Here is a 22,286-nt window from a genome sequence, read left to right on the forward strand (position 1 = left end):
GTGATATTATTTTAACGCTGTCGTAAAATCACAGCACTCTGGAGAGTCTCAAAGATGAGCGCCGAAGGTGTACCCCTGAAAATATCGGTCCGGCAACGACTGAGCATTTCAGGCTATCTCTCAGGCAAAAGGACAGAGCAACCCATTGGAGTTGTTCTCCCTCTTCACAATTTAGAGAAGGAGGAACAAAATGTTTCAACAATTTAATGAATTTTTAGTATGGTTTGACGACCTCGTATGGGGTGTGCCATTGATTGTGCTGATCCTGGTGGTGGGGATTTTCCTGACCATCCGATTGCACGGACTTCAGATCCGCTATTTACCAAAAGCGCTGAAGTATATGGTGAAGAATGAAGAAGGCGGCAAAGGCGAGGTATCCAGTTTTGGAGCCCTGTGTACGGCCCTTTCAGCAACCGTCGGAACGGGGAATATTGTAGGTGTTGCCACTGCGATTGTCGCCGGAGGACCGGGAGCTTTGTTTTGGATGTGGATTGCCGCCCTATTCGGTATGGCGACCAAATTTGCAGAAGGGGTTCTGGCCATTAAATACCGGGTGATTGAACCGGACGGACATGTATTGGGCGGACCTTTTTACTATATCGAAAATGGTATGGGCATAAAATGGCGCTGGCTGGCAAAAATATTTGCCTTTTTTGGTGCTGGGGTTGGTCTGTTGGGAATAGGAACCTTTACCCAGGTCAACGGGATTGCCAGTGCGGCCAATAATTTTTTTGATCCCAATAACCAATGGACGGTCAATCTTTTGGGAATGGATTATTCCTGGAGTGTGGTTATTACCGGAACAATTGTTACCATTTTTGTGGGATTGGTTGTTATTGGGGGTCTGAAACGGATCGCTAATGTTTCTCAGATTATTGTTCCCTTTATGATGGTTATTTATGTGATCTGCTGTGTTATTATTTTAATTACCAATGCCGGATTGATACCGGCCGCCATTACTGAAATTGTCGCCAGTGCCTTTGGTCTGCGGGCTGTCGCCGGCGGTGCCTTGGGGGCAGTGCTGATTGCCATGCAAAAAGGGATTGCCCGGGGAATCTTTTCCAATGAGGCTGGTCTTGGGAGCGCGCCAATTGCTGCAGCCGCGGCACAAACTAATGAACCGGTACGTCAGGGCCTGGTTTCAATGACGGGAACCTTTTTAGATACCATTGTGGTTTGTACGATGACCGGACTGGCCATCGTCTTAACAGGCTCCTGGAATATAGGTCTGGAAGGGGTAGCAGTCACCACCAATGCTTTTCAGGCAGGCTTGCCATTTGCCCCGGAAGTCAGCTCTTTTCTATTGATGACCTGTCTGGTATTCTTTGCCTTTACCACCATCTTGGGCTGGAATTATTACGGGGAACGCTGTCTGGAGTACCTGTCAAATGGGAATATAAAGGCCGTTCTAACCTATCGATATTTATATATTCTGGCCGTTTTTATTGGACCATTTATGACTGTTTCAGCCGTTTGGACCATCGCTGATATTTTTAATGGTTTAATGGCATTACCTAACCTTATTGCCTTAATCGCTTTAAGTGGGGTGGTTGTTGCCGAAACCCGAACCTACGTTACCAAGCTTAAGAATAAAGAAGTAGAATAAGCAAATAAAAAAGACCCAATGAAAGTAAAATTTCATTGGGTCTTTAAAATTTATAGATGCTTATTAGCGGGTTCTGCCGCCATGACGCATGCCGGATCCATCCTGAGGTTGAGTTCCGCCACCAACATCACATACTCCGTCGCCATCGGCGTCAACAAATGCACCGGCGCCAGCTCCACCAGCACCAGGGGTGTCACAGACACCGTCGCCATTGGTATCATGGCTGGCCTGGCGTTCGATCCGTTGTTGTTCAGTCAGGCCGTTACAGGCACCAGTTCCATTGCCGACTCCATTGGTTGAAGCAGCCATGGCGCTTCCGGCGGTTGCCAGCATCAATGCTAATGATGTTACTAAAATTAATTTTGCTTTCATTTTAAATTCCTCCGTTTTTTTATTGTGTTTGGTTGATGTCTGTATTATATGACGGTTATATGTCATTCCTGTGTCAAAAATTAAAAATAAAAGACAGTGATGAAAATCATATGATAAAATGAAAGCGAAATTAGCCTGGGCCGAACAGTTAATATTGACACAATCTTGTCTTAGTAATGTGATAAACTCTTATAAATAAGAAGAAAAGGGAGGCGCATGACAATGAAGGGTATTCGTATTCTGGTGGCGGAAGATGAAGATAAATTGCGGGAAATCGTCTTGAAATATTTGCATAAAGAAGGTTATGAAGGTTTCGGTGCCGCCGATGGGGAAGCGGCTCTGGATTTATGGGCTGAAAAAAAACCGGATTGCATTATTCTTGACGTCACCATGCCGAAGATGGATGGCTTTGAGGTGTTGGCTGAAATCAGGCAAACCGACAATGTGCCGGTGATCATGCTGACGGCCCGCCGGGAAGAAGATGATAAGATTCAGGGCTTTGAAGTCGGAGCGGATGATTATGTGACCAAGCCTTTTAGTCCCCGGGAATTGATGGTTCGCATCAAAGCCTTATTAAAACGAAGCGGCGTCGTCACTGCAGACAACAAGCTTGATGTCTGCGGGATGCATTTGAATGCGGAAGAACGGGAAATAACCATCGATGACGAAATTATTAACCTGACCCAGAAGGAATTTGAGGTGCTGATTTATTTTATCAATCATCATAAGCTGGTCTTGTCCCGGGAACAGATCCTGGATCGGGTCTGGGGCTATGATTATGAAGGCGATATTCGGGTGGTTGACACCACCATCAAACGGCTGCGTAAAAAAATGAACGAAAAAGGAGAATGTATCCAAACCGTCAGAGGGCTGGGATACAAGTTTAAAGAATGAGATCTTCGATATTTTCTAGATTAATGCTCTATTTGGGGGCTTTCTTTCTGGTGCTGTGTCTAATGACTTATTATGTGCTTGGTTCCTATTTTGAAGTGTATTATACCGAGAAAAGAACGGCAGTCTTAATTGATAAAACGAATCAGGCCGCAGTCCTCTATAATCAGGGTGGATTAAATTCGGAACTGCAGGCGTATATTGATGTCGCCGAAGAAGAAGGGATCGTTATTCAGATTATCAAGCAACAAACTAGCTCAGAAGAAATTTCTAAGGAAACTGATACCAGTGTAATAATGGCTGCAAGTCAAGCGTTGGATGGAGTGGATCAAACAGATGGTTCGGGACTGACCATCGTTGAAAAGAAGCGTCTGGCAGCAGGCAGTGAACACAGTGGTGAAGGGAATGAAGCCGGTGCTGGCACTGGCAGCGGTACCGGTAACGGGTCAGGATCGGGCAGTGGATCCGGCAGTGGATCAGGCAGTGGATCCGGCAGTGGGACAGAACACGGTTCTGGTGCTGGTCAACAAAACAGTATTGAGAATCAGGTGAAAGAACATCAGGCGGATGAAAGCTTTGTGATTGTCTTGGGGAATGACGATCATCAGGTCGAATGGCTGACCCATAAGGTCGTCGCTGTTGATGGCGCCCAGATCATCGGTCGAATTCCGCTTTATTCAGTGCACGAGGTCGTTGAGATTGTGGAAAATTTTCTGCTGATTTTCTTAATGATTGTTTTTACCTGTTCGTTGCTTTTTGCCTATTTTTTTTCCCGGGGCATTTCCAGGCCGATTATTTCTTTAAATCGTCTTTCCCGGGAAATGGGAAATTTGAATTTTACCCAAAAATATCAGGGCGGAAGAAAGGATGAGATCGGTCAGTTGGGGGAGACCCTGAATCATATTTCGGATGAACTGGAAGGGGCGATTTTGAAGCTTCAGGAAGAATTGGATAAGGAACGAACCTTTGAAAAAATGCGGCAGCGTTTTACCGCCCAGGTATCCCATGAAATCCAAACCCCTTTGGCGGTGATCAAAAGCTACGCCGAAGCCCTGGAAGACGGAATCCTTGAGAATCGCGAGGAAGAACGGGAATACTTTGTGACGATCCAGAAGGAAGCCGATAAAATCAGCGGCATCGCCAGCGATCTGCTGGATCTGGCGCAAATCGAATCCGGAGCCTATCAGCTCAAAAAAGAAACTGTTTCCGGGGTTGAGGTCATCGCTTCGGTGGTTGAGCGGTTTGTGAATACCTATCCCGAAAAAAATATTGTCTTTGATAATCACTGTGAACCGGAAAGAAAATTGACGATCGATCGCAAACGGATGGAACAGGTTTTTTACAATCTCTTAAATAATGCCATCAAACATGTTAGCCCGGCGGATGGGATTATTCAGGTTGGCTGTGAAATCCGGGAAAAAGAGTGGATTGTTTCTGTTTATAATGTGGGTAAGTCGATCCCGGAAAATGAGATCAATCAGATCTGGGAATACTTTTATAAGGCTCAGTCGGATAAAAAAGGCACTGGTTTGGGTCTGGCTATCGTCAAAGGCATCATAATCTGCCATGGCGGCAAGGTGGCTGTGGATAACCGGGAAAACGGCGTCTGGTTTGAAGTGCGACTGCCGCTAGAAAAACTTTAAATTTTGAATTTTCAAACTCCGCAGATATGTTATAATGAGAAAAAACAGTCGAATTGACAGGAGATAAGAATGAGTTTATTTAATGAAACATTAGCAAAAATCCAACCACTAAATGAAGAAATGATGAAAACCGCCAAGGAACGGGTAGATTTTCTGCTCAAACCAGTGGGCAGTCTGGGAACGCTGGAAGAGATCGCCGTACAATTGGCTGGCATTACCGGTGAAATGTATCCGGATGTCAGCAAAAAAGCGATGCTGGTTTTTGCCGCCGACCATGGCGTGTTTGAAGAAGGCGTTGCTGCAGCACCCCAGGAAGTTACTGGTTTGATGGCGCAGATGGTTGTGACCGGAAAAAGCGGGGTTGCTGCTTTAAGTAAACAAGCCGGAGCGGATATTTTTGTTTGCGATGTGGGCATGAATGCTGATTTGGAACCCAAATCGAAAATTTTAGATAAAAAAATCAGAAAAGCAACATCGAATATGCGAAAAGGTCCGGCAATGACCCGGGAAGAAGCGGTTCAATCGCTGGAAGTTGGCATCGATGTGGCTCAACGGGCGATTAATAACGGTTACAATATTTTAGGTACTGGAGAAGTAGGGATCTCAAATACAACCGCCAGTGCGGCCATCATTTCGGCTCTTAGCGGTGTTGATGCAGCAGAACTGACGGGTGCTGGTGCCAACCTGTCGGAAGATAAACAGGTTGTCAAAGCCCAGGTAATCCGGGACGCCATTGCCCTTAATCAGCCCGATAAAAGCGATGCGGTGGATGTTCTGGCAAAGGTCGGTGGATTTGAAATCGGCGCCATGGCTGGAGCGATGCTGGCCGGAGCCGCCAATCACATTCCCGTGTTGATTGATGGCTTTATCTCGACAGCGGCTGCTGCCATTGCGATCGGGATCAATCCGGAGGTCAAAGGTTATCTGATCTGTTCCCATGCTTCGGCTGAAAAGGGGGCCGCCTATGCTTCGGAATTTATTGGCGCCAAACCATTCCTGAATATGGGCATGCGTTTGGGTGAAGGCAGCGGCGCGGCCATTGCCTTTAATATTGTCGAAGCCGCCCTGTACATGAATCGCGAAATGGCAACCTATGGCGATGTTGGCCTGGGTGTTGTCTAAGAATTAAATTTGTAGTATTAAAGCCCATCAAAAGCGAAATCTTTTGATGGGTTTTTTTTAGGATCGACTTGGATAACGTCAAGGATTGTGATGGAAAGGGTCTAGAATTTTGAGCGTTTTAACAATTGAATTTGACCAATCATTAAAACTAAACCATAAACGATGGCCAGCGTAACCGGTAATACCATAGCCGGGATAGCAAAATAATCCAGCTTTGTAAATGAGATGAGGATATCAAAAACAGGCGGAAAAATCCAGGAAACAAAGCGGGTTTGCGGGATATAGTTGGCCAGGGCGCCCTTTGATATGCCCATGACGGTGACAAAGAACAGCAGCAACACGGCCAGTTTTCGATTTTTGATAATCCGGGGATGAAAAAACGAACCGGTCATGGCGCCTAAAAAGGCCATTAAACAATGCAGGAAAAACCCGATGGTCACATCTGCTAACTGTAAACTGCGGGTGAATAAGTGATTATTGTTGACGCTGTTTAAAATCAGCGGATACAGGAGGCCAAGGAGGCTCATGACAAAGCCAATGATCAGCAGTACGGTCAGTCGACTCAGGTAATAAAGGGTGTCATTATTGATCCGGAGCAAAATCAGCTGTTCAGTAACCGGGTTTTCAAGTTCAGCGTAGCTGAATCCAACATAGGCCATGATAAAGAAAAGAACGCCGGCCGATTCAGAAAAGCTGGAAACAATTGAAAAAGGCATGATCCCATAAGCGGCAAATAAATAGATCAGGTAGATTAAAAAGGGCAGCAGTAATTTATAAGATTTGAGATAGGTTTTAAAGTGATAAATTAACAAATTTTTCATTGCTCCATTCCTTCCATGGCCCGCAGTTTAAACTGATGTTTTAACAGTTCCTTTAAAACCACATCGCTGTGATCGCTTGGGACAATCAGCTTTAAACGATTATGATCCCATTCGGCTTGCACAATTAAACTATCCAGCTCTGAATCAAGCGTTGTTTCGGCCGGCGCTTCAAAAATCATCACATCATATTTAACTTGCTTTAAGCCAGATAAATTGAGGGGTATTAACTGATGGTCTGATATTTCGTAGGCGGTGTGAGCCAGTTGATTGACGAGAAAACGCTCGTGGCAGGACATAACTGTCGCCACGCCTTGTTGCTGCAGTTTTTGAACCATTTGGATAAACAATTGTTGGGATTGGATGTCCTGACCGGATAACGGTTCATCTAGCAGTAAGACATCTGGGGTAGTAAGCAAAGCCTGGATAACCGCAACCTTCTGAATCGTGCCTTTGGAAAGATGCTTGATTGGAACATCGCGCATCTCGTCCATCTGAAAGGTCTGGAACAAGTCGGTCATGCTGGTGCTGACTTGTTCCGGTGTCAGACCGCCAATCAAACCCAGAGATATAATAAATTCTGCGGGGGTCAGATCAATTTTGGGGAAATTTTCGGGGATATAAGCAATTTTAAGTTGCGGCGCATAGTTGATAGAGCCAGAAGAAGTTTTTGCCAGACCAGCGATGATTTTCAGCAGGGTGCTTTTACCGCTGCCGTTAGGGCCCAGTAAGGCAATGGCACTTTGGGGGGTGATCTCAAGATCAATATCTTTTAGGATTAGTTTTCTGCCAAAATATTTGGAAATGGTGTTCAGTGAAATAAGAACCCGGTCCATAAGAACCTCCTTATCAATTAGGGGGTAAGATTAAAGTAATGAAATAATTATAACGGATTACGCTAATCCTATCAAATCTATTTTCAAACAGCAAATTCATAAGTTGTCAGGCAGGTGATTTTGGTTGAAAATGAGGTCTTTGAGCAGGCTGGTCTAAAAAAATCTTGACATTATTTTGCGGTTAGTAATATAATAATTGAAATAATTAAAAGCTGTGAATGAGGAAAGTAATTTTCGTTGGAGTCGACAGAGAGTTGGTAAGGCTGGAAACCAATGACGATGACGTGAGTGAAGTTCCCTCAGGAGCTGATTGGCTGAACAAGTGTGAATAAATTAGTTTATTTACCGGTTTACTAGGCAAATCCGGTGTCGCTCACCGTTAGCAAAAGTAAGAACAGGATGCTTATGAATCGTGTTCTATAAAGGTGGATTAGTTAATAATCAAATTAGGTGGTACCGCGAGTCAGACTCGTCCTTTTCGATAAGGACGGGTCTTTTTATTTAGAATCAGAAAGAAAATTTTGGAGGAAAAAATGTACTGGAATAAGAGCTACGAATGCATGCCAAGAGAAAAATTGCAGGAACTGCAATTGGAACGATTAAAGCGAATGGTCAATCGAATTTATCACGATGTGCCCTTCTACCGCAATAAATTTCAGGAAAAAGGTCTGATGCCAGAGGATGTTAAATCACTGGAAGACCTTCAGAAGCTGCCCTTTACCACCAAGGTTGATTTGCGGGATAATTATCCCTATGGTCTTTTCACGGTGCCTCTGGAACAGATCGTCCGAATCCATGCATCATCCGGAACCACTGGTAAACCGACGGTTGTTGGTTATACCCGAAATGATATTTCGATGTGGTCGGAGCTGATGGCCCGCTGTCTGGTGGCAGCCGGCGCTGGTCCGCACTCGGTGATCCAAAATGCCTATGGTTATGGGTTGTTTACCGGCGGCTTGGGAGTACACTATGGGGCCGAAAGACTGGGCGCCTCGATCATTCCTATCTCCGGGGGGAATACGGCCAAGCAGATTATGATAATGCAAGATTTTGGCTCAACGGTGTTGACATGTACCCCATCCTATGCTATTTATTTATCAGAGGTGTTGGCTGAATCCGGCATTGATCCGGCCAGCTTGAAGATTCGGGCTGGTATTTTTGGAGCCGAACCCTGGTCAGAAAATATCCGCAAAGATATTGAGAAAAAACTGAAAATCAAAGCCTATGACATTTATGGTTTATCCGAAATCATGGGACCAGGCGTTGCCATTGAGTGTGAATGTCAGGATGGTCTTCATGTTTGGGAAGATCACTTCATTCCGGAAATTATTGATCCGGTGACCTTAAAGGTGCTGCCATATGGTGAACAGGGTGAACTAGTGATCACCACCATCACCAAGGAGGGAATTCCGATTCTGCGTTACCGGACCCGGGATATTACCACTATCAAACCGGAACCCTGTGCCTGCGGCCGAACCCATTTGCGGATCAGTCGACTCCAGGGACGAACCGATGATATGCTGATTATCCGTGGTGTTAACGTCTTCCCGACCCAGATTGAAAGCGTGCTGCTGGAAATCGGCGAAGTGGAACCCCATTATCAATTGGTGGTCAGACGAGACGGCTCGCTGGATACCCTGGAAATAAAGGTTGAACTCAGTGAAGCCTTATTCTCGGATCGGATCAGCAATCTGGAGAACCTGGAAAAACGGATCAGAGATCGGATCCAATCAACCATTGGCGTCAATGCCAAGGTGGCCCTGGTGGAACCCAAAAGCCTGCCCCGAAGTGAAGGAAAAAGCCAACGGGTTGTCGATTTAAGAAAAATTTAGGAGAAGAAAAAATGATACGACAAGTTTCCATATTCATCGAAAACCATGAAGGCCGACTGAATCATATCTTGAAAATTCTGGCCGACAATAAGATCAATATTCGCTCCCTGAATATTGCTGATGCCACCGATTTTGGAATCGTGCGACTAATTTTGCAGGAAACTGAAAAAGGGATTGAGGTTCTTAAGAAAAATGATATCATTACCACGGTGACACCGGTTTTGGCAGCAGAGATTTCCGATGATCCCGGCGGATTAAGCACTTTGGTAGACGCGCTGACCCAGGCAAAAATAAATATTGTCTACGCCTATTCCTTTTTGCCGAAAAAAACGGACAATGCCATCATTATCATTCGGGTTGATGACGAGGTTCAGCAGAAGGCCATTGAAACCCTGGAAAAAGTAACTGAAATAAATCTATTGGATCGCGAAACCCTGTTGCTGAAATAATTTAACTTCTTAGGGTAAATTAGAAATATTCGTAAATTTCCTATTGACATTCCGCAAAACTTTTCGTAAGATCAAAGGTATGAATTAAATGTAACTAATAAAATGATTTATACAGGAAAGGCAAACCATGGCAACGTCAAGAAAAGGAACCCAAACAAAGAGCAATATAATAACAACCGCAAAGATTTTATTTTATGAGAATGGTTATAATAAAACCGGCATTCAGGACATTGCCGATCGCGCCGATGTCAAACTGGGAACCATTACTTATTATTATAAAAAGAAAGACGATATGATCACTGATATCTACAATGTGTTCTTTTTAGCATTGTATGACTATGTCTCGTCGGTTTCTGAGAATCTCAATCTTTATACCAAGTATTGTTATTCCCTGGTACTGTATTATGAAGCGATACTAAATGATGAGCATAATAAAACGCTATATTATGAGGTGCTGGTTAAAAATGTAAATCCTCACGGACGAACCAATATTACCAATACCCTCAATCGATCCTGCCTGGATTTTCTCAATAAAAACTACATTGAGGCAGATCTGGAAGTCATCGCCCGTTCAGAATATGGGGCCCGAAAAGAACTTTTCATAGATTTCTATGAAAAGAACATTAAGTTTACCAGCCGGGCAATGATTTATTTCTTTATCCGAAATTTGTTCAGACTGATGAATCTGGATGGCGAAATGATCGAAAACACGATCCAGCAGGGTTTTGAATTCTCAAATAAAAACAAACCGGAAGGTATTAAATTTTTAATCTAAACAGTTTTAAGGGCAGCAATCCAATGGATGCTGCCTTTTTTGCGGTTTGGATTGCCGGCATCCTTAGATGGAGTTCGGTTGTAAGAATTTCTTAAGGAAATTCAGAGTTGTTTTGACAGAAGTTTGTGTTAAAGTTAAACCAAGATGAAATGGAAAGGCGGAAGCTTAGAACATGAGTATTTTAATATGCGATGACGAAAAAGAAATCGTTGAAGCTTTGGAACTTTATTTAAAAAACGAAGGATACGCGATTTTAAAAGCCTATACAGGAAAAGAAGCCATAGCACTGGTGGAAAAAGAAGAGGTTCAATTGATCATTATGGATGTGATGATGCCAGAGATGGATGGGCTTCGGGCAACCATGAAAATAAGAGAGACAAAAAATATCCCGATCATCTTTCTATCGGCCAAAACCGAAGATAATGACAAAATCATGGGTCTAACCATGGGCGGCGATGATTATATTACCAAACCCTTTAATCCGATGGAGGTCATCGCCCGGGTAAAATCTCAATTGAGACGCTACAATACCCTGGGGGGATGTCCGGAAAAAGTGGGAACCTACCGCACTGGGGGACTGGTTCTGGAAGATGACTATAAACGCCTGACCGTGGATGGGGAAGAGGTTAAATTGACGCCGGTAGAATATAAGATCATGCTTTTTCTAATGTCAGAAAAAGGGAAAGTTTTTTCTATTGATCAGATTTACGAGCACGCCTGGGAAGAACCGGCCTATAATTCAGACAATACCGTGGCTGTGCACATTCGGCGGATTCGGGAAAAAATCGAAATTAATCCGAAAGAACCAAAATATTTAAAGGTGGTGTGGGGCATTGGCTACAAAATTGAAAACTATCTGGACTGATCAGAAATTTAAAATCGCTTGTTCGTTTTTAACGGTTGTCTTAATCACCATCAGTTTTGGTGCTCTATTTGAAGCATACTGGTTCAATTGGGATTATATGGCGAATACCAATAATTATTTAGAGAGTGCCGAGCTGCAGAATAAAGTGTTGACCGCCTACGATAATATCGATCAGGTTTATAATTTCTACCAGAGTGAAGAAAATATTCGCGCGGGAAATGCCATTGATCCCGAAGCGATCGAAGCCTATAAATGGGATATCTTAGCGGGAGTGGATATTACTGATCCGGACGAAATGGGCGTTGCAACCGAGCAGGAAATGCTCAATGATGCAAGTTTCTGGGAACCATACGGCGATGAGCTTGAGGCCAAAAAAAAGCAGCTAATCAACGAGGGGTTGTTTCAGTATGAACGATTAAAAAAAGAGCTGGAGCAAACTCAGGGGTTGACCTATATTATTGACAGCAAAGGGGTTAAAAACAGTCAGCCCAAAGAAGCGGTCCAGGATGATCTACTCAAGCGCCGGGTGAACTTTACCTATAATAAGGGGGCGATTTCATCCAGTTTGCCCAATATTGATCGATTTGAACCATTGGACTACGCTGTTGAACCGGATTTTCAGGTCATCATCGGATTCGATGATGCCTATATCGCCCAGCGGGAAGTGATGTATCAGGCCGAACGGCTGGAATTTTTGTGGCTGATGAGCATCTTTATTGTGTCTTTGATACTGGCGGCTATTTGTACGCTGCTGGCCTGTATTTCGGCCGGGCGTAAAAAAGATCGCGAGGGTATTCAACTTTTGCCGATTGATGCATTCTGGATCGATGCCCACTTTTTATTATTACTGATGGTAGAAACCCTGGTTATTGCCGCAATTGTTTTTTTCTATGATCAGAATTTCCCCCGGGCCGATATGTTGATGCTCTTTGCCGTGGGTGCGGCTTTGGGGTTGAACTTTTTACTATCACTGGTACGAATTTTAAAAGATGGCAGTTTCGGGGAACGGTTGTTGTTTCTGAAACTGATCAGACAGGCATGGAAATTTGTTAAAGACCAGTTCAAGAAAATTATCAGCTATTATAATGATGTTATGAAGGGATCTCCGACTGTGAAACGATTTATGTTCTGGGCAATTCTACTGGTTGTTCTGGCCTTGTCGGTACAGGTGCCGATTTTGGGCATCTGCTCGTTTATCTGCATTATTTATCTGCTCTATTTGGGTGGCAAAAAAGCCAAAAAGTATGATGGGATTCGGGAAGGATTGGAACGCATAAAAAATGGTGAGGTTGATTATAAACTGACGGGTTTTGATGGTGCTTTGGGAGAATTGGCTGAGGGCATTAACGCCATTGGCGATGGCATTTCATTGGCAGTATCCGAAGAAGTAAAAAGCCAACGGTTAAAAACTGAGCTCCTGACCAATGTATCCCACGATATCAGAACTCCGCTGACGTCGATTATCACCTCCATCGATCTGTTGAAAAACGGAAAACTGAATCCTGAGGAAGAACAGAAATATTTAGATATTCTGGAAAATAAGGCTCACCGCCTGAAAGTGCTGACCGACGATTTATTTGAAGCTGCCAAAGCTTCATCAGGAAATATTGAAGTGGAGTTTCAGGCTGTCGACATGGAAATGCTGATGACCCAAGGCCTCGGCGAGATGGAAGAAGAACTGCAAAATTCCCAGCTGGAGTTTATCACCCAATACCCCAAGGATTTGTTTGTCGTCACGGCTGACGGCCGTCTGATCTGGCGGGTCATTGAAAATCTACTGTTCAATATTTTGAAATATGCCCAAAAGGAATCCCGGGTATACATTGAATTTTCAAAATGTGACGAAGATAAAACAGGAATCGTGATATTTAAAAATGTCTCGGCGCAACCCCTGAACATTTCACCTGATGAATTGATGGAACGGTTTAAACGCGGAGATGAAACCAGAAACAGTGAAGGCAGCGGTTTGGGCCTGGCCATTGCCAAGGATTTAATGACGATCCAGCAAGGCGAACTGAAACTGGAAATAGATGGGGATCTCTTCAAAGCGGCGATCATCCTGCCCCTGGCAGAATAGAGAAGATATGAAAAGTTTTATGAGATAGGATCCAAGCGGTTCTATCTTTTTTTGTATTTATGAAGAAAAAGTGGGTAATAAGTAACCAAAAGATGAAATAAACATAAATACAAAGATAAGAAGTGACGGTAGCAAAATACGCGAAGGTTTGGGAGGTGGTATCACATGATTTTTACGGTAACCTTTAATCCATCATTGGATTATGTTGTGGGGTTGGATTCCTTTCGGGAAGGTGCGGTCAATCGCAGTGAATGGGAGCAACTCTATCCGGGGGGGAAAGGCATCAACGTGTCCATGGTTTTAAAAAACCTGGAGATCAGAAATATTGCCCTGGGTTTCATTGGCGGATTTACCGGTAATGAAATCCAACGCAGAGTCAAAGAATTTGGTTGCGATACGGATTTTGTCAAGTTGAGATCAGGGAATTCGAGAATTAATGTCAAAATAAAAGCGGATCAAGAAAGCGAAATCAATGGACAGGGGCCCGACATCAGCAAAAAAGAACTTGACCAGCTGTTTAACAAGCTGGAATTGATCGAAAAAGGAGATATGCTGGTTTTAGCCGGAAGTATTCCCGCGGCACTGCCAGAGGACAGCTACGAAAATATTATGAAATTTCTGGAAAACCGCGGTGTTAAAATCGCCGTGGATGCTACCGGGGAACTGTTGCTCAGAGTGGTTAAGTACCAGCCGTTCCTGATTAAACCCAATAACCATGAGTTGGGAGATATGTTTGGGGTTACATTAAATGGTCGGGAGGATATTATTATTCATGCTAAGCGCTTGCAGGAAATGGGGGCCGGAAATGTGCTGGTGTCCATGGCCGGAGAAGGTGCCATTCTCGTAGATGATAACGGAAATATCCATGAAATGAAACCGCCGGTAGGTGTGGTTAAAAATTCGGTCGGTGCAGGAGATTCGATGGTGGCGGGATTTATTGCCGGCTATCTTAAAAATCAGAATTATCGGGAGGCTTTTAAAATGGGGGTAGCAACGGGAAGTGCATCCGCCTTTTCAGAAACATTGGCCACCAGGGAAGAGGTTCTGAAACAATTGAATAAAATCGAAGAAAATGAAAGACAAGGGGGAAGAAAAAATGCGGATTGTTGATTTGTTAAACGAAAAGGGCATTGATCTTGCCGGAAAACCGGCATCCAAGGAAGTAATCATTGAACAACTCGTGGCGTTGATGGCTGCAAGCGGAAAGATCACGGATCAAGAGGTCTTCAAAAAAGCGGTAATGGCCCGGGAAGAAGAAGGAACTACGGGAGTCGGCGAAGGGGTGGCCATTCCGCATGGTAAATCAATCGTGGTTAAGGATGCCGGGCTGGCCGCCATGGTGGTTAGAGAAGGTACTGACTTTGAAGCATTGGACGGAGAACCGGCCTATCTGTTCTTTTTAATTGCGGCCCCTGAAGCGGCAAACGACCTCCATCTGGAAGTGCTCAGTCGGCTGTCCACTATTTTGATGGATGAAGCATTTAGAGCCAGGCTCATTGCCGCACCCGATACGCAAACGTTTTTAAAACTCGTTGATGAAAAAGAACAGGAAAAATTCGGAGGCGTGAAAGCGGCAGAAACCCCCGATACGGTCAGAAACTATCAGCTTCTGGCGGTCACCGCCTGTCCCACCGGGATTGCCCATACCTATATGGCAGCCGAAAGTCTGGAAAACAAGGCTAAACAAATGGGCATTGCTATCAAGGTGGAAACGAACGGTTCCGGCGGGGTCAAAAATCAATTGACGGCAGCAGAAATTGAAGCGGCGGATTGCATTATTATTGCTGCCGACACCAACGTGGCAATGGGCCGCTTTAATGGGAAACCCGTTATTCAAACCAATGTGGCCCGGGGGATTCACAAACCCCAGGAACTCATTGAAGAAGCTCTGGCCGGAAAGGTACCGGTGTATTCTGGGGGAGCCCAGAGTCTGGAAGAAACCGGCGGCACCGGGGAAAAGGAAAGTGTCGGCCGTAAGGTTTATAAAGATCTGATGAACGGAGTCTCTCATATGCTACCCTTCGTTATTGGCGGCGGGATTCTAATTGCGCTGGCATTTTTGTTTGATGACTACAGCATTGATCCAGCCAACTTTGGAAGCAACACCCCATTCGCAGCGTTTCTGATGAAGGTAGGCGGGACGGCATTTGCCTTTATGTTACCGGTGTTGGCGGGTTACATTGCCATGAGCATTGGTGATCGACCGGCTCTGGCTGTTGGTTTTGTCGGTGGGATGCTTGCCAACACTGGTGGTGCCGGTTTCCTTGGCGCATTGTTGGCTGGTTTTGCTGCCGGTTATCTGGTACTGGGACTTAAAAAAGTCTTCGCCAAACTGCCGGCCAGTCTGGAAGGTATTAAACCGATCTTGATTTATCCCTTCTTTGGGATTCTACTGATTGGTGCCTTGATGGTCTTTGTCATTAATCCCCCCGTTGCGGCACTCAATGCAGCTTTAAGTGCCGGGTTGAATAGTATGGGGACATCCAGCAAGGTCATTCTCGGCATTATCCTTGGCGGCATGATGGCGGTGGATATGGGCGGGCCAGTTAACAAGGCTTCTTATACATTTGGTCTGGCATCACTGGCCACCGGTCAGTATGATATTATGGCGGCAGTTATGGTAGGGGGAATGGTTCCACCGCTGGGCATTGCCCTGGCCACCACCATTTTTAAGAGTCGCTTCACCAAAAAAGAGCGGGAAGCCGGGATTGCCAATTACGTGATGGGACTCTCCTTTATTACTGAAGGGGCAATCCCTTTTGCCTCAGAAGATCCGCTCCGGGTGATTCCTTCCTGTATCGTCGGTTCGGCACTGGCCGGTGGATTATCGATGTTCTTTGGCTGTACACTGATGGCTCCTCATGGGGGGATTTTCGTATTTCCGCTAGTGGGAAGTCCCTTTGGTTACGTGATTGCCTTAGTGACCGGCTCAGTGGCTAGCATGCTGATGCTCAGGATTTTAAAAAAACCAAAAACCAGTGAAAGCGATGAATTGGAAATCATCTAAATAATCGACTCCAAAAACCCGCCGTAAAGGTGGGTTTTAATTTGTTCTTTTTATGTAATGATTGTAAACAAATAACAACAAAGTAAATTCTAAACGAACAATGGTCTGGTTTCATTGTACACAGAGATATAAATAGGTATAATTAGGAAAAAATACAAGATATAGTGACAATTCATAATACAAGGAAGTAACCAATGAAAAAGACCAAAAGTATCAGGCTGTTTTTGGGCCTAGTCTTGACGATCATTTTGAATGTGGCATGCTTTCCAATAGGCGTATTGGCAGAAAACCAGGCTGAACAGGGAACATTAATCCCGATTATTGTTTTCTCCTCCGACCCGGTTTATAATGGAAATCCCCAAGTTTTAGCAGTCGTAAATCCAGCTGTTGATGGACCTGATCTTAATCCGGAACGGATTGAGATCACCTATAAAGGGATTCAGGCAAATGGAGAAACCTATCCATTATCAACAATTCCGCCATCAGCGGCAGGAACCTATATGGTTTTTGTAGGATATCGCGGTGACGACGCCTATCAAAGCATTGACGATAAAAAAGAAATTAAAATAAAACCCATTGAACTCAAAACAACAGAATTTTTCACTGAAAAGCCAATTACTAAAATTTATGATGGGAATACCAGTGCGCCCGAAAATGCCTTAAAGGGATTGGGGAACACCGGTGTTGTCGATGCAGATATAAATGAAGTTACATTTAACTATAAATCTGCCAGTTTTTTGTTTAAAGATGTAAAACCGGTAAATTCCAATCTGATTATCCTCAAAGATATGACGGTTTCAGGCGACAAGGGTAAAAACTATATCATTGTCGATGAAAAAAAAGAGATTAAACCATTGGCGAGCATCGACATATCACTGGTTGCAAGTATCTTACCCAAACCGGTGCAAGTCCTCATTACCGGTCAGGACAAGGTTTATGACGGAACACCAAACCTCTATGATTACCAACTATCGGTTACCAAAACGGATCTGATCCAGGGTGAAGAATTAGGTGCATTTGGATCTGAAAAGTTTTATCCCTACTACGGAGATATTAATGTCCAGCAAAAAGCAGTGGGAAGTTATTATGTATGGGCAACAGGGGGGTTCTACTTATATGGAATCAACGGGACAAACGCCGATAATTATACAATTAATAATCAAACGGTTATATCGAAGAAAAAATACGACATTACCCCAGCCTCGGTAACGGTTATCCCGGCCTCTGTTTCAAAAATTCAGGGCGAAGCAGACCCGGCATTAACCTACACGGTCTGGCAGGATGATGCTGGCGATGGTTTTAATAAGGGATTGTATGCTGACGATGTGATGTTTGGCTCCTTAGAACGCGAAGCCGGCGAAGCGGTGGGCAGTTATGACATTTTTTTAGGGAGTTTGAATAATGCCAATTACCGCATTGTTCTGGTTGATGGAACCGATAAATTTGAAATTATCAAGAAAGAAGATGCCGTAGCGGTCTATGGCGGGAATGATTACAGCAATGGCGAAAATGGCGCGACAGAAAAAGAAACAGAATCGCCGGTGCCCTATATGGGGATCGCCCTGCTGTTGCTGTTGCTGATAGCCGGAGCCGTCTTCTTCGGAAAGAATCGCTTAACAAAAATGGATTAGTTTATAATGAAATTTAAAGCAAAAGATCTGTTTGAAGAGACAGATCTTTTTTAGTACCATGAATTTGATGAAAACAGATTTAAAATGAGTCGGATACGAAAAAAGAAACGTTTACAGTGATTATATGTTAAAATAGACGGTAAATATGATACTAATTATAAGCTGACCAGTGGGAAAGGAAGAGAGAATGAATAGTGGAAAACTAAGTGGACGGTTTTGGCAAATAGGATTGATTGCAGGATTGATTTTACTGATGCTGCCGATGGGCATTTGGGCGGAGGTTGATGGCAAAATGGCAACAACAGTATCCATTGCCAGCTCACCATCATCGGTGACCTTTAATTCATCAACCGATGAGTTGGATAAAGTGGTATATAAAGCCATGAACATCGTAGTTGTGGATAGCAACTATAATAAAATCGACTTTACCCCGGATGATATTACCCTCGACTACAACCGCCAGGTAGGAGTACAGAAAATTACGGTCACGTTTAAAGGGAATGATGAGTATGAAACCAGTACTGCTAACGGAACCATTACCATCAATGATGCGCCTAAAAAAGATACCCGATTGGTGCTGAAAGCCAATCCGCCATCGGTAGGATACTCTGCTGATGCGGCAACCTTAGATAAAGCAGTTTATGATGATCTGGTTATTCAAGTGGTGGATGGTGATTCCAATAAGGTTAATTTTTCACCCAGCGATATTGCGTTGACCTATAATCATGCCGTGGGAACTCAAAATGTTGTCGTCGCATATAAAGGGAATTCCCAATACAATCCAAGTCAGGTAAACACTTCAGTTCAGATCACCGGCAAACAGGATACCAAGGTGTCCATTGCGGCCAAGCCCCCCGCCGTAGCCTACACCAGTGATTCGGCAAAGCTTGATTTGGCCGTTTATCAGGCATTGAGTATTGTCATCGTCGATGCGGGTAACAACAAAATCAATTTTACTGCTGCTGATATTGATATGAGCTACAATCGTGCCCCGGGAAAACAGGATGTTACCGTAAAATATAAGGGCAATGACCAGTTTTCGCCAAGCACAGCCACCGGAAATGTGGAAATCACCGGAAAGGTCGATCCGCCGGCGCCAACCAAAGAAAATACTTCCATAAATCTGGCAAAACCGCCAATTGAAGTGGCTTACACTACTGATTCAGGGAAATTGGATGCCGCCGTTTATCAGGCATTGACCATTCAGGTAGTTGACAGTAAGAGTAAGTCCATCAATTTTACAACTACTGATATCGAGTTGAGCTATAACCGGGAAGCTGGGGATCAGCCGGTGACGGTGAAATATAAGGGAACCGATCAGTTTAACGGCAGCACGGCTACCCAAACAGTCACCATCACCAGCAAGGACGACAGTTCGCTGATCATTTCGCAAAATCCGCCCAGTGTTGACTATGACGATAACACGACAAATCTCGATGAGGCCGTTTATCAGGACCTCTGCGTTGCGGTAGTGGATGCAAACAACAATGAAATTAAATTCAATCGGGACGATATCGAGCTTGATTACACAAGAGCGGTGGGTGAGCAGGAAGTTGTTGTTAAATATAAAGGCAACAATTATTTTAAAAGTGCGGTAGCAACCGTACGGGTAAACATTGTCCAACCGAATCCTAATAACCCCTGGCTGATTGCTGGAGTAGCCGGAATTATCGGGGCCATTGTCATTGTTTTGGTGATAATTGGGGTGGTAATTTATCGCAAAAAACACAATGTGTCTTAATCAGTTATATCACTACTAAAGACAAGAAGGATCTGTTTGGAACAGATCCTTCAGACTGTCAAAAAAGATAATCTAAGGTGCAATTTACGAGGGGTTCACTTAAAAAGCATTGACAACAGGGACATAAAAAGATATAGTTAATTTAGAATGATAAGAAATTAAATGTTTCTTTTGTTAGGTGAGGCTCCTATACAGATATGGCTGCTGCCCGGAAACATCGAAAGATGCCAATGGGTCAACAGGTACTATCGAATTAAGGTTTTACTTAATGCAGTTGGGCAATGCCCTATGCTGTATAGTGCCAAAACTCAACGAATGGAGGAATCATTATTTTTGCTGCGCGAAAATCTCCTCTGTTAAAGTGGAGATTTTTTATTTTATTAAAAGGAAGAACCATCGGCAAAATTGTAAAATGGTTTTTCTTGAGTACAAATTCAAAAAAAGGAGTGAGATAGGATGGACGCAGACCCTGGAGAGAAGCGTATTGAACAAAATGAACAAAAACTGAGCGGCCAAATTATCTTACAGATCATCGGCTGCTCTTAATAAAGGAGGAAAGCAATGATCAAAATCTATAAAACCGTTGATGGCAAGATTCAAGAAATTGAAACCATTGAAAAGAACAGCTGGATCAACATGGTTAATCCAACTGAAGAAGAATTGCAGTTTATCACCAGAGAATTAGAGGTGGAACCGGATTTCCTGAGAGCCGCGCTGGATGAAGAAGAAATTTCCCGGGTGGAACTGGAAGACAATAACCAGGCTCTTATTACCATAGATGTTCCGGTTATCGAAAAAGATACCAAGATGGTGCTTTACACAACCATACCAGTTGGGATCATTCAAACCGAAGAAAATATTATTACCGTCTGTTTAAGAGGCAATACCCTCATCGACGATTTTGCAAAAGGTCGGGTTAAAAATGTCTACACGAATTTAAAAACCCGTTTTATATTTCAAATCTTATACCGGGTGGCCAGTCGATTTTTGATTTATCTGCGCCATATTAATCGCATGAGTACCGATATTGAACGACAACTCCATATATCCATGAAAAACAAGGAACTGATCCAATTGCTTGACCTGGAAAAGAGTCTGGTGTTTTTCTCGACATCCCTGAAAGCCAATCAGGGGGTTTTAGAAAAGCTGGAGCGTGGCCGGATTATCAAACTCTATGAAGAGGATAAGGAATTATTGGAAGATGTGTTGATTGAAGTCCAACAGGCCATTGAGATGTCCAATATTTATGCCAACATTCTTAGCGGAACCATGGACGCATTCGCATCGATTATTTCAAACAACTTAAATATTGTGATGAAAATATTGACCTCGTTAACCATCTTAATGGCGATACCAACGATGATTGCCAGTTTTTTCGGAATGAATGTCGAAGGGTTGCCGATTCCCAATTTCTGGAGTGTGGTATTAATTTCGGTTGCCTGTACCGGCGTGGCAGCCTTTGTGTTATTCAAGAAAAAGATGTTTAGTTAGAGTTGACTAAAAATTATCATTGACAAAGAAATTCAACCGGGTATATAATAAATTTAATAAATGAATAGTCTGTTTCAGGGCGAGGTGCAAGTCCTCACCGGTGGTGATGCGCGAAAGCGATAAGTCCACGAGCCGAAAGGCCGATCTGGTTGGAATCCAGAACCGACGGTATAGTCCGGATGAAAGAAATGGCGTACAATTTTGCACGCAAAGCCCTTGAAAAGAAATTTTCAAGGGCTTTTTAGTTTACTGAACAGACAATTGAAGGAGGATTTTTTTATGAAAATCAAGACAAAACAACTGACCCAGATGGCGGTATTGGCAGCAATGTCCATACTATTGGTTTATTTAATCCATTTTCCAATATTCCCGGCCGCTCCATTTTTGGAGTATGACCCAGCGGATATTCCCATTTTCATTGGTGCGTTTATGTTTGGCCCATTAGGCGGCTTAATCCTGACAGCCGTTGTTTGTGTATTACAGGGTGTAACCGTTAGTTCGGCCAGTGGGATTATTGGGATCTTAATGCATTTCTTCGCAACCGGATCTTTTGTGCTTGTTGCCGGGAATGTGTACAAAAGAAACAGAACCAGAAAAGGTGCGGTCATTGGTCTGGCGCTTGGTGCAGTAACAATGACAATAACGATGGCGCTTTGGAACATAGCAATCACACCGTTCTTTTTAGGAATTCCGGTTGAAGCGGTTCTGCCGATGATCCTTCCGATTATTGTTCCCTTTAATCTGATCAAAGCAGGAATAAATTCAGTCATTACCTTTGTTGTTTACAAATCCGTCAGCAAGGTACTGGGTTTGGAAATACAAGAAACAAAGATCGCAGAAAGCAAATAGTTAAATCTTCATTATATATAGAGAACCTGGAATCATTTGATTCCAGGTTCTTTTTTAAAGCCCGAAGGATCAGATCAAAAGCTAAATAACGGCGAACAGGACATAAATACAGCACGATGAAAAAGAAATGAAAAAACTTTCAAAAAAGCGTTGACAGGAGGGGTGAAAGAGCGTATACTAATGAAGTTGTCTCGAACAGAGGCGGCGGACACACAGCTGAATAACAGAAATGAACTTAAAAGAATTTCAAAAAACAGCTTGACAACATGAAGAAACAGCGA

The 22,286-nt window shown here is 43.7% G+C and carries 18 protein-coding genes, 3 riboswitches and 1 other annotated feature; of the genes, 15 read left to right on the forward strand and 3 right to left on the reverse strand.

Annotated features, from left to right (window positions below):
* The first annotated feature begins 28 nt into the window (after positions 1-28).
* A riboswitch (glycine riboswitch) is annotated at positions 29-146 on the forward strand.
* 44 nt (positions 147-190) lie between these two features.
* The gene (locus tag ABGU93_RS06100; RefSeq protein WP_347412591.1) at positions 191-1,606 is read left to right on the forward strand and encodes a sodium:alanine symporter family protein; all 1,416 of its coding nucleotides are present in this window, start codon (positions 191-193) and stop codon (positions 1,604-1,606) included.
* 63 nt (positions 1,607-1,669) lie between these two features.
* On the opposite strand, the gene ABGU93_RS06105 is transcribed toward ABGU93_RS06100, so the two are convergent.
* A complete protein-coding gene (locus tag ABGU93_RS06105) occupies positions 1,670-1,978 on the reverse strand; it encodes a hypothetical protein (protein ID WP_347412592.1) in 309 nt (102 codons plus the stop codon).
* Positions 1,979-2,200: 222 nt separating this feature from the next.
* On the opposite strand from ABGU93_RS06105, the gene ABGU93_RS06110 reads away from it, so the two are divergent.
* The 3 genes from ABGU93_RS06110 (at position 2,201) to cobT (ending at position 5,634) form a co-directional block, all read left to right on the forward strand.
* Positions 2,201-2,872, forward strand: a complete 672-nt coding sequence (locus ABGU93_RS06110; RefSeq protein ID WP_347412593.1) for a response regulator transcription factor — start codon at positions 2,201-2,203, stop codon at positions 2,870-2,872.
* Between the two features lie 62 nt (positions 2,873-2,934).
* Positions 2,935-4,512 carry a HAMP domain-containing sensor histidine kinase gene (locus ABGU93_RS06115; protein ID WP_347412594.1) on the forward strand — a complete coding sequence of 526 codons (1,578 nt, stop codon included), beginning with the start codon at positions 2,935-2,937 and terminating at the stop codon, positions 4,510-4,512.
* Between the two features lie 69 nt (positions 4,513-4,581).
* On the forward strand, positions 4,582-5,634 hold the full coding sequence (gene cobT / locus ABGU93_RS06120; protein ID WP_347412595.1) for a nicotinate-nucleotide--dimethylbenzimidazole phosphoribosyltransferase: 1,053 nt from the start codon (positions 4,582-4,584) through the stop codon (positions 5,632-5,634).
* 101 nt (positions 5,635-5,735) lie between these two features.
* On the opposite strand, the gene ABGU93_RS06125 is transcribed toward cobT, so the two are convergent.
* Entirely contained in the window at positions 5,736-6,455 is a 720-nt protein-coding gene (locus tag ABGU93_RS06125; protein WP_347412596.1) for a hypothetical protein, read from the reverse strand.
* Positions 6,452-7,288 (reverse strand): ABC transporter ATP-binding protein, encoded by an 837-nt coding sequence (locus ABGU93_RS06130; protein ID WP_347412597.1) that lies wholly within the window; start codon positions 7,286-7,288, stop codon positions 6,452-6,454. Before ABGU93_RS06130 ends, ABGU93_RS06125 begins: the two co-directional genes overlap by 4 nt.
* Positions 7,289-7,493: 205 nt before the next feature.
* Positions 7,494-7,768: a binding site (T-box leader), on the forward strand.
* 53 nt (positions 7,769-7,821) lie between these two features.
* Here ABGU93_RS06130 and ABGU93_RS06135 point away from each other — a divergent pair.
* From ABGU93_RS06135 to ABGU93_RS06185, 11 genes are all read left to right on the forward strand, one after another.
* Positions 7,822-9,120, forward strand: coding sequence for a phenylacetate--CoA ligase (locus ABGU93_RS06135; protein ID WP_347412598.1), 1,299 nt, complete (start codon positions 7,822-7,824; stop codon positions 9,118-9,120).
* 11 nt (positions 9,121-9,131) lie between these two features.
* Entirely contained in the window at positions 9,132-9,569 is a 438-nt protein-coding gene (locus tag ABGU93_RS06140; protein WP_347412599.1) for an ACT domain-containing protein, read from the forward strand.
* A gap of 127 nt (positions 9,570-9,696) precedes the next feature.
* The gene (locus ABGU93_RS06145; protein ID WP_347412600.1) at positions 9,697-10,344 is read left to right on the forward strand and encodes a TetR/AcrR family transcriptional regulator; all 648 of its coding nucleotides are present in this window, start codon (positions 9,697-9,699) and stop codon (positions 10,342-10,344) included.
* 172 nt (positions 10,345-10,516) lie between these two features.
* Positions 10,517-11,209: a response regulator transcription factor gene (locus ABGU93_RS06150; RefSeq protein WP_347412601.1), complete on the forward strand. Its 693-nt coding sequence runs from the start codon at positions 10,517-10,519 to the stop codon at positions 11,207-11,209.
* Complete coding sequence (locus ABGU93_RS06155; RefSeq protein ID WP_347412602.1) at positions 11,178-13,286, forward strand: HAMP domain-containing sensor histidine kinase; 2,109 nt, start codon at positions 11,178-11,180, stop codon at positions 13,284-13,286. The genes ABGU93_RS06150 and ABGU93_RS06155 overlap by 32 nt, the downstream gene beginning before the upstream one ends.
* A 165-nt stretch (positions 13,287-13,451) precedes the next feature.
* Complete coding sequence (gene pfkB, locus ABGU93_RS06160) at positions 13,452-14,396, forward strand: 1-phosphofructokinase (protein ID WP_347412603.1); 945 nt, start codon at positions 13,452-13,454, stop codon at positions 14,394-14,396.
* On the forward strand, positions 14,383-16,293 hold the full coding sequence (locus ABGU93_RS06165) for a fructose-specific PTS transporter subunit EIIC (RefSeq protein WP_347412607.1): 1,911 nt from the start codon (positions 14,383-14,385) through the stop codon (positions 16,291-16,293). The genes pfkB and ABGU93_RS06165 overlap by 14 nt, the downstream gene beginning before the upstream one ends.
* A gap of 194 nt (positions 16,294-16,487) precedes the next feature.
* Positions 16,488-17,924, forward strand: a complete 1,437-nt coding sequence (locus tag ABGU93_RS06170) for an MBG domain-containing protein (RefSeq protein WP_347412604.1) — start codon at positions 16,488-16,490, stop codon at positions 17,922-17,924.
* A gap of 187 nt (positions 17,925-18,111) precedes the next feature.
* Complete coding sequence (locus ABGU93_RS06175; RefSeq protein ID WP_347412605.1) at positions 18,112-19,665, forward strand: hypothetical protein; 1,554 nt, start codon at positions 18,112-18,114, stop codon at positions 19,663-19,665.
* Positions 19,666-19,828: 163 nt separating this feature from the next.
* Positions 19,829-19,992, forward strand: a riboswitch (M-box (ykoK) riboswitch).
* A 234-nt stretch (positions 19,993-20,226) separates the two neighbouring features.
* Entirely contained in the window at positions 20,227-21,156 is a 930-nt protein-coding gene (locus tag ABGU93_RS06180) for a magnesium transporter CorA family protein (RefSeq protein ID WP_026395390.1), read from the forward strand.
* Between the two features lie 66 nt (positions 21,157-21,222).
* Positions 21,223-21,351, forward strand: a riboswitch (FMN riboswitch).
* An 84-nt stretch (positions 21,352-21,435) separates the two neighbouring features.
* Positions 21,436-22,005, forward strand: coding sequence for an ECF transporter S component (locus ABGU93_RS06185; protein ID WP_026395389.1), 570 nt, complete (start codon positions 21,436-21,438; stop codon positions 22,003-22,005).
* The last annotated feature ends 281 nt before the right edge of the window (positions 22,006-22,286 follow it).

Origin of the sequence: Acetobacterium sp., assembly GCF_039830195.1 — a bacterium.
Lineage (GTDB): Bacteria > Bacillota > Clostridia > Eubacteriales > Eubacteriaceae > Acetobacterium.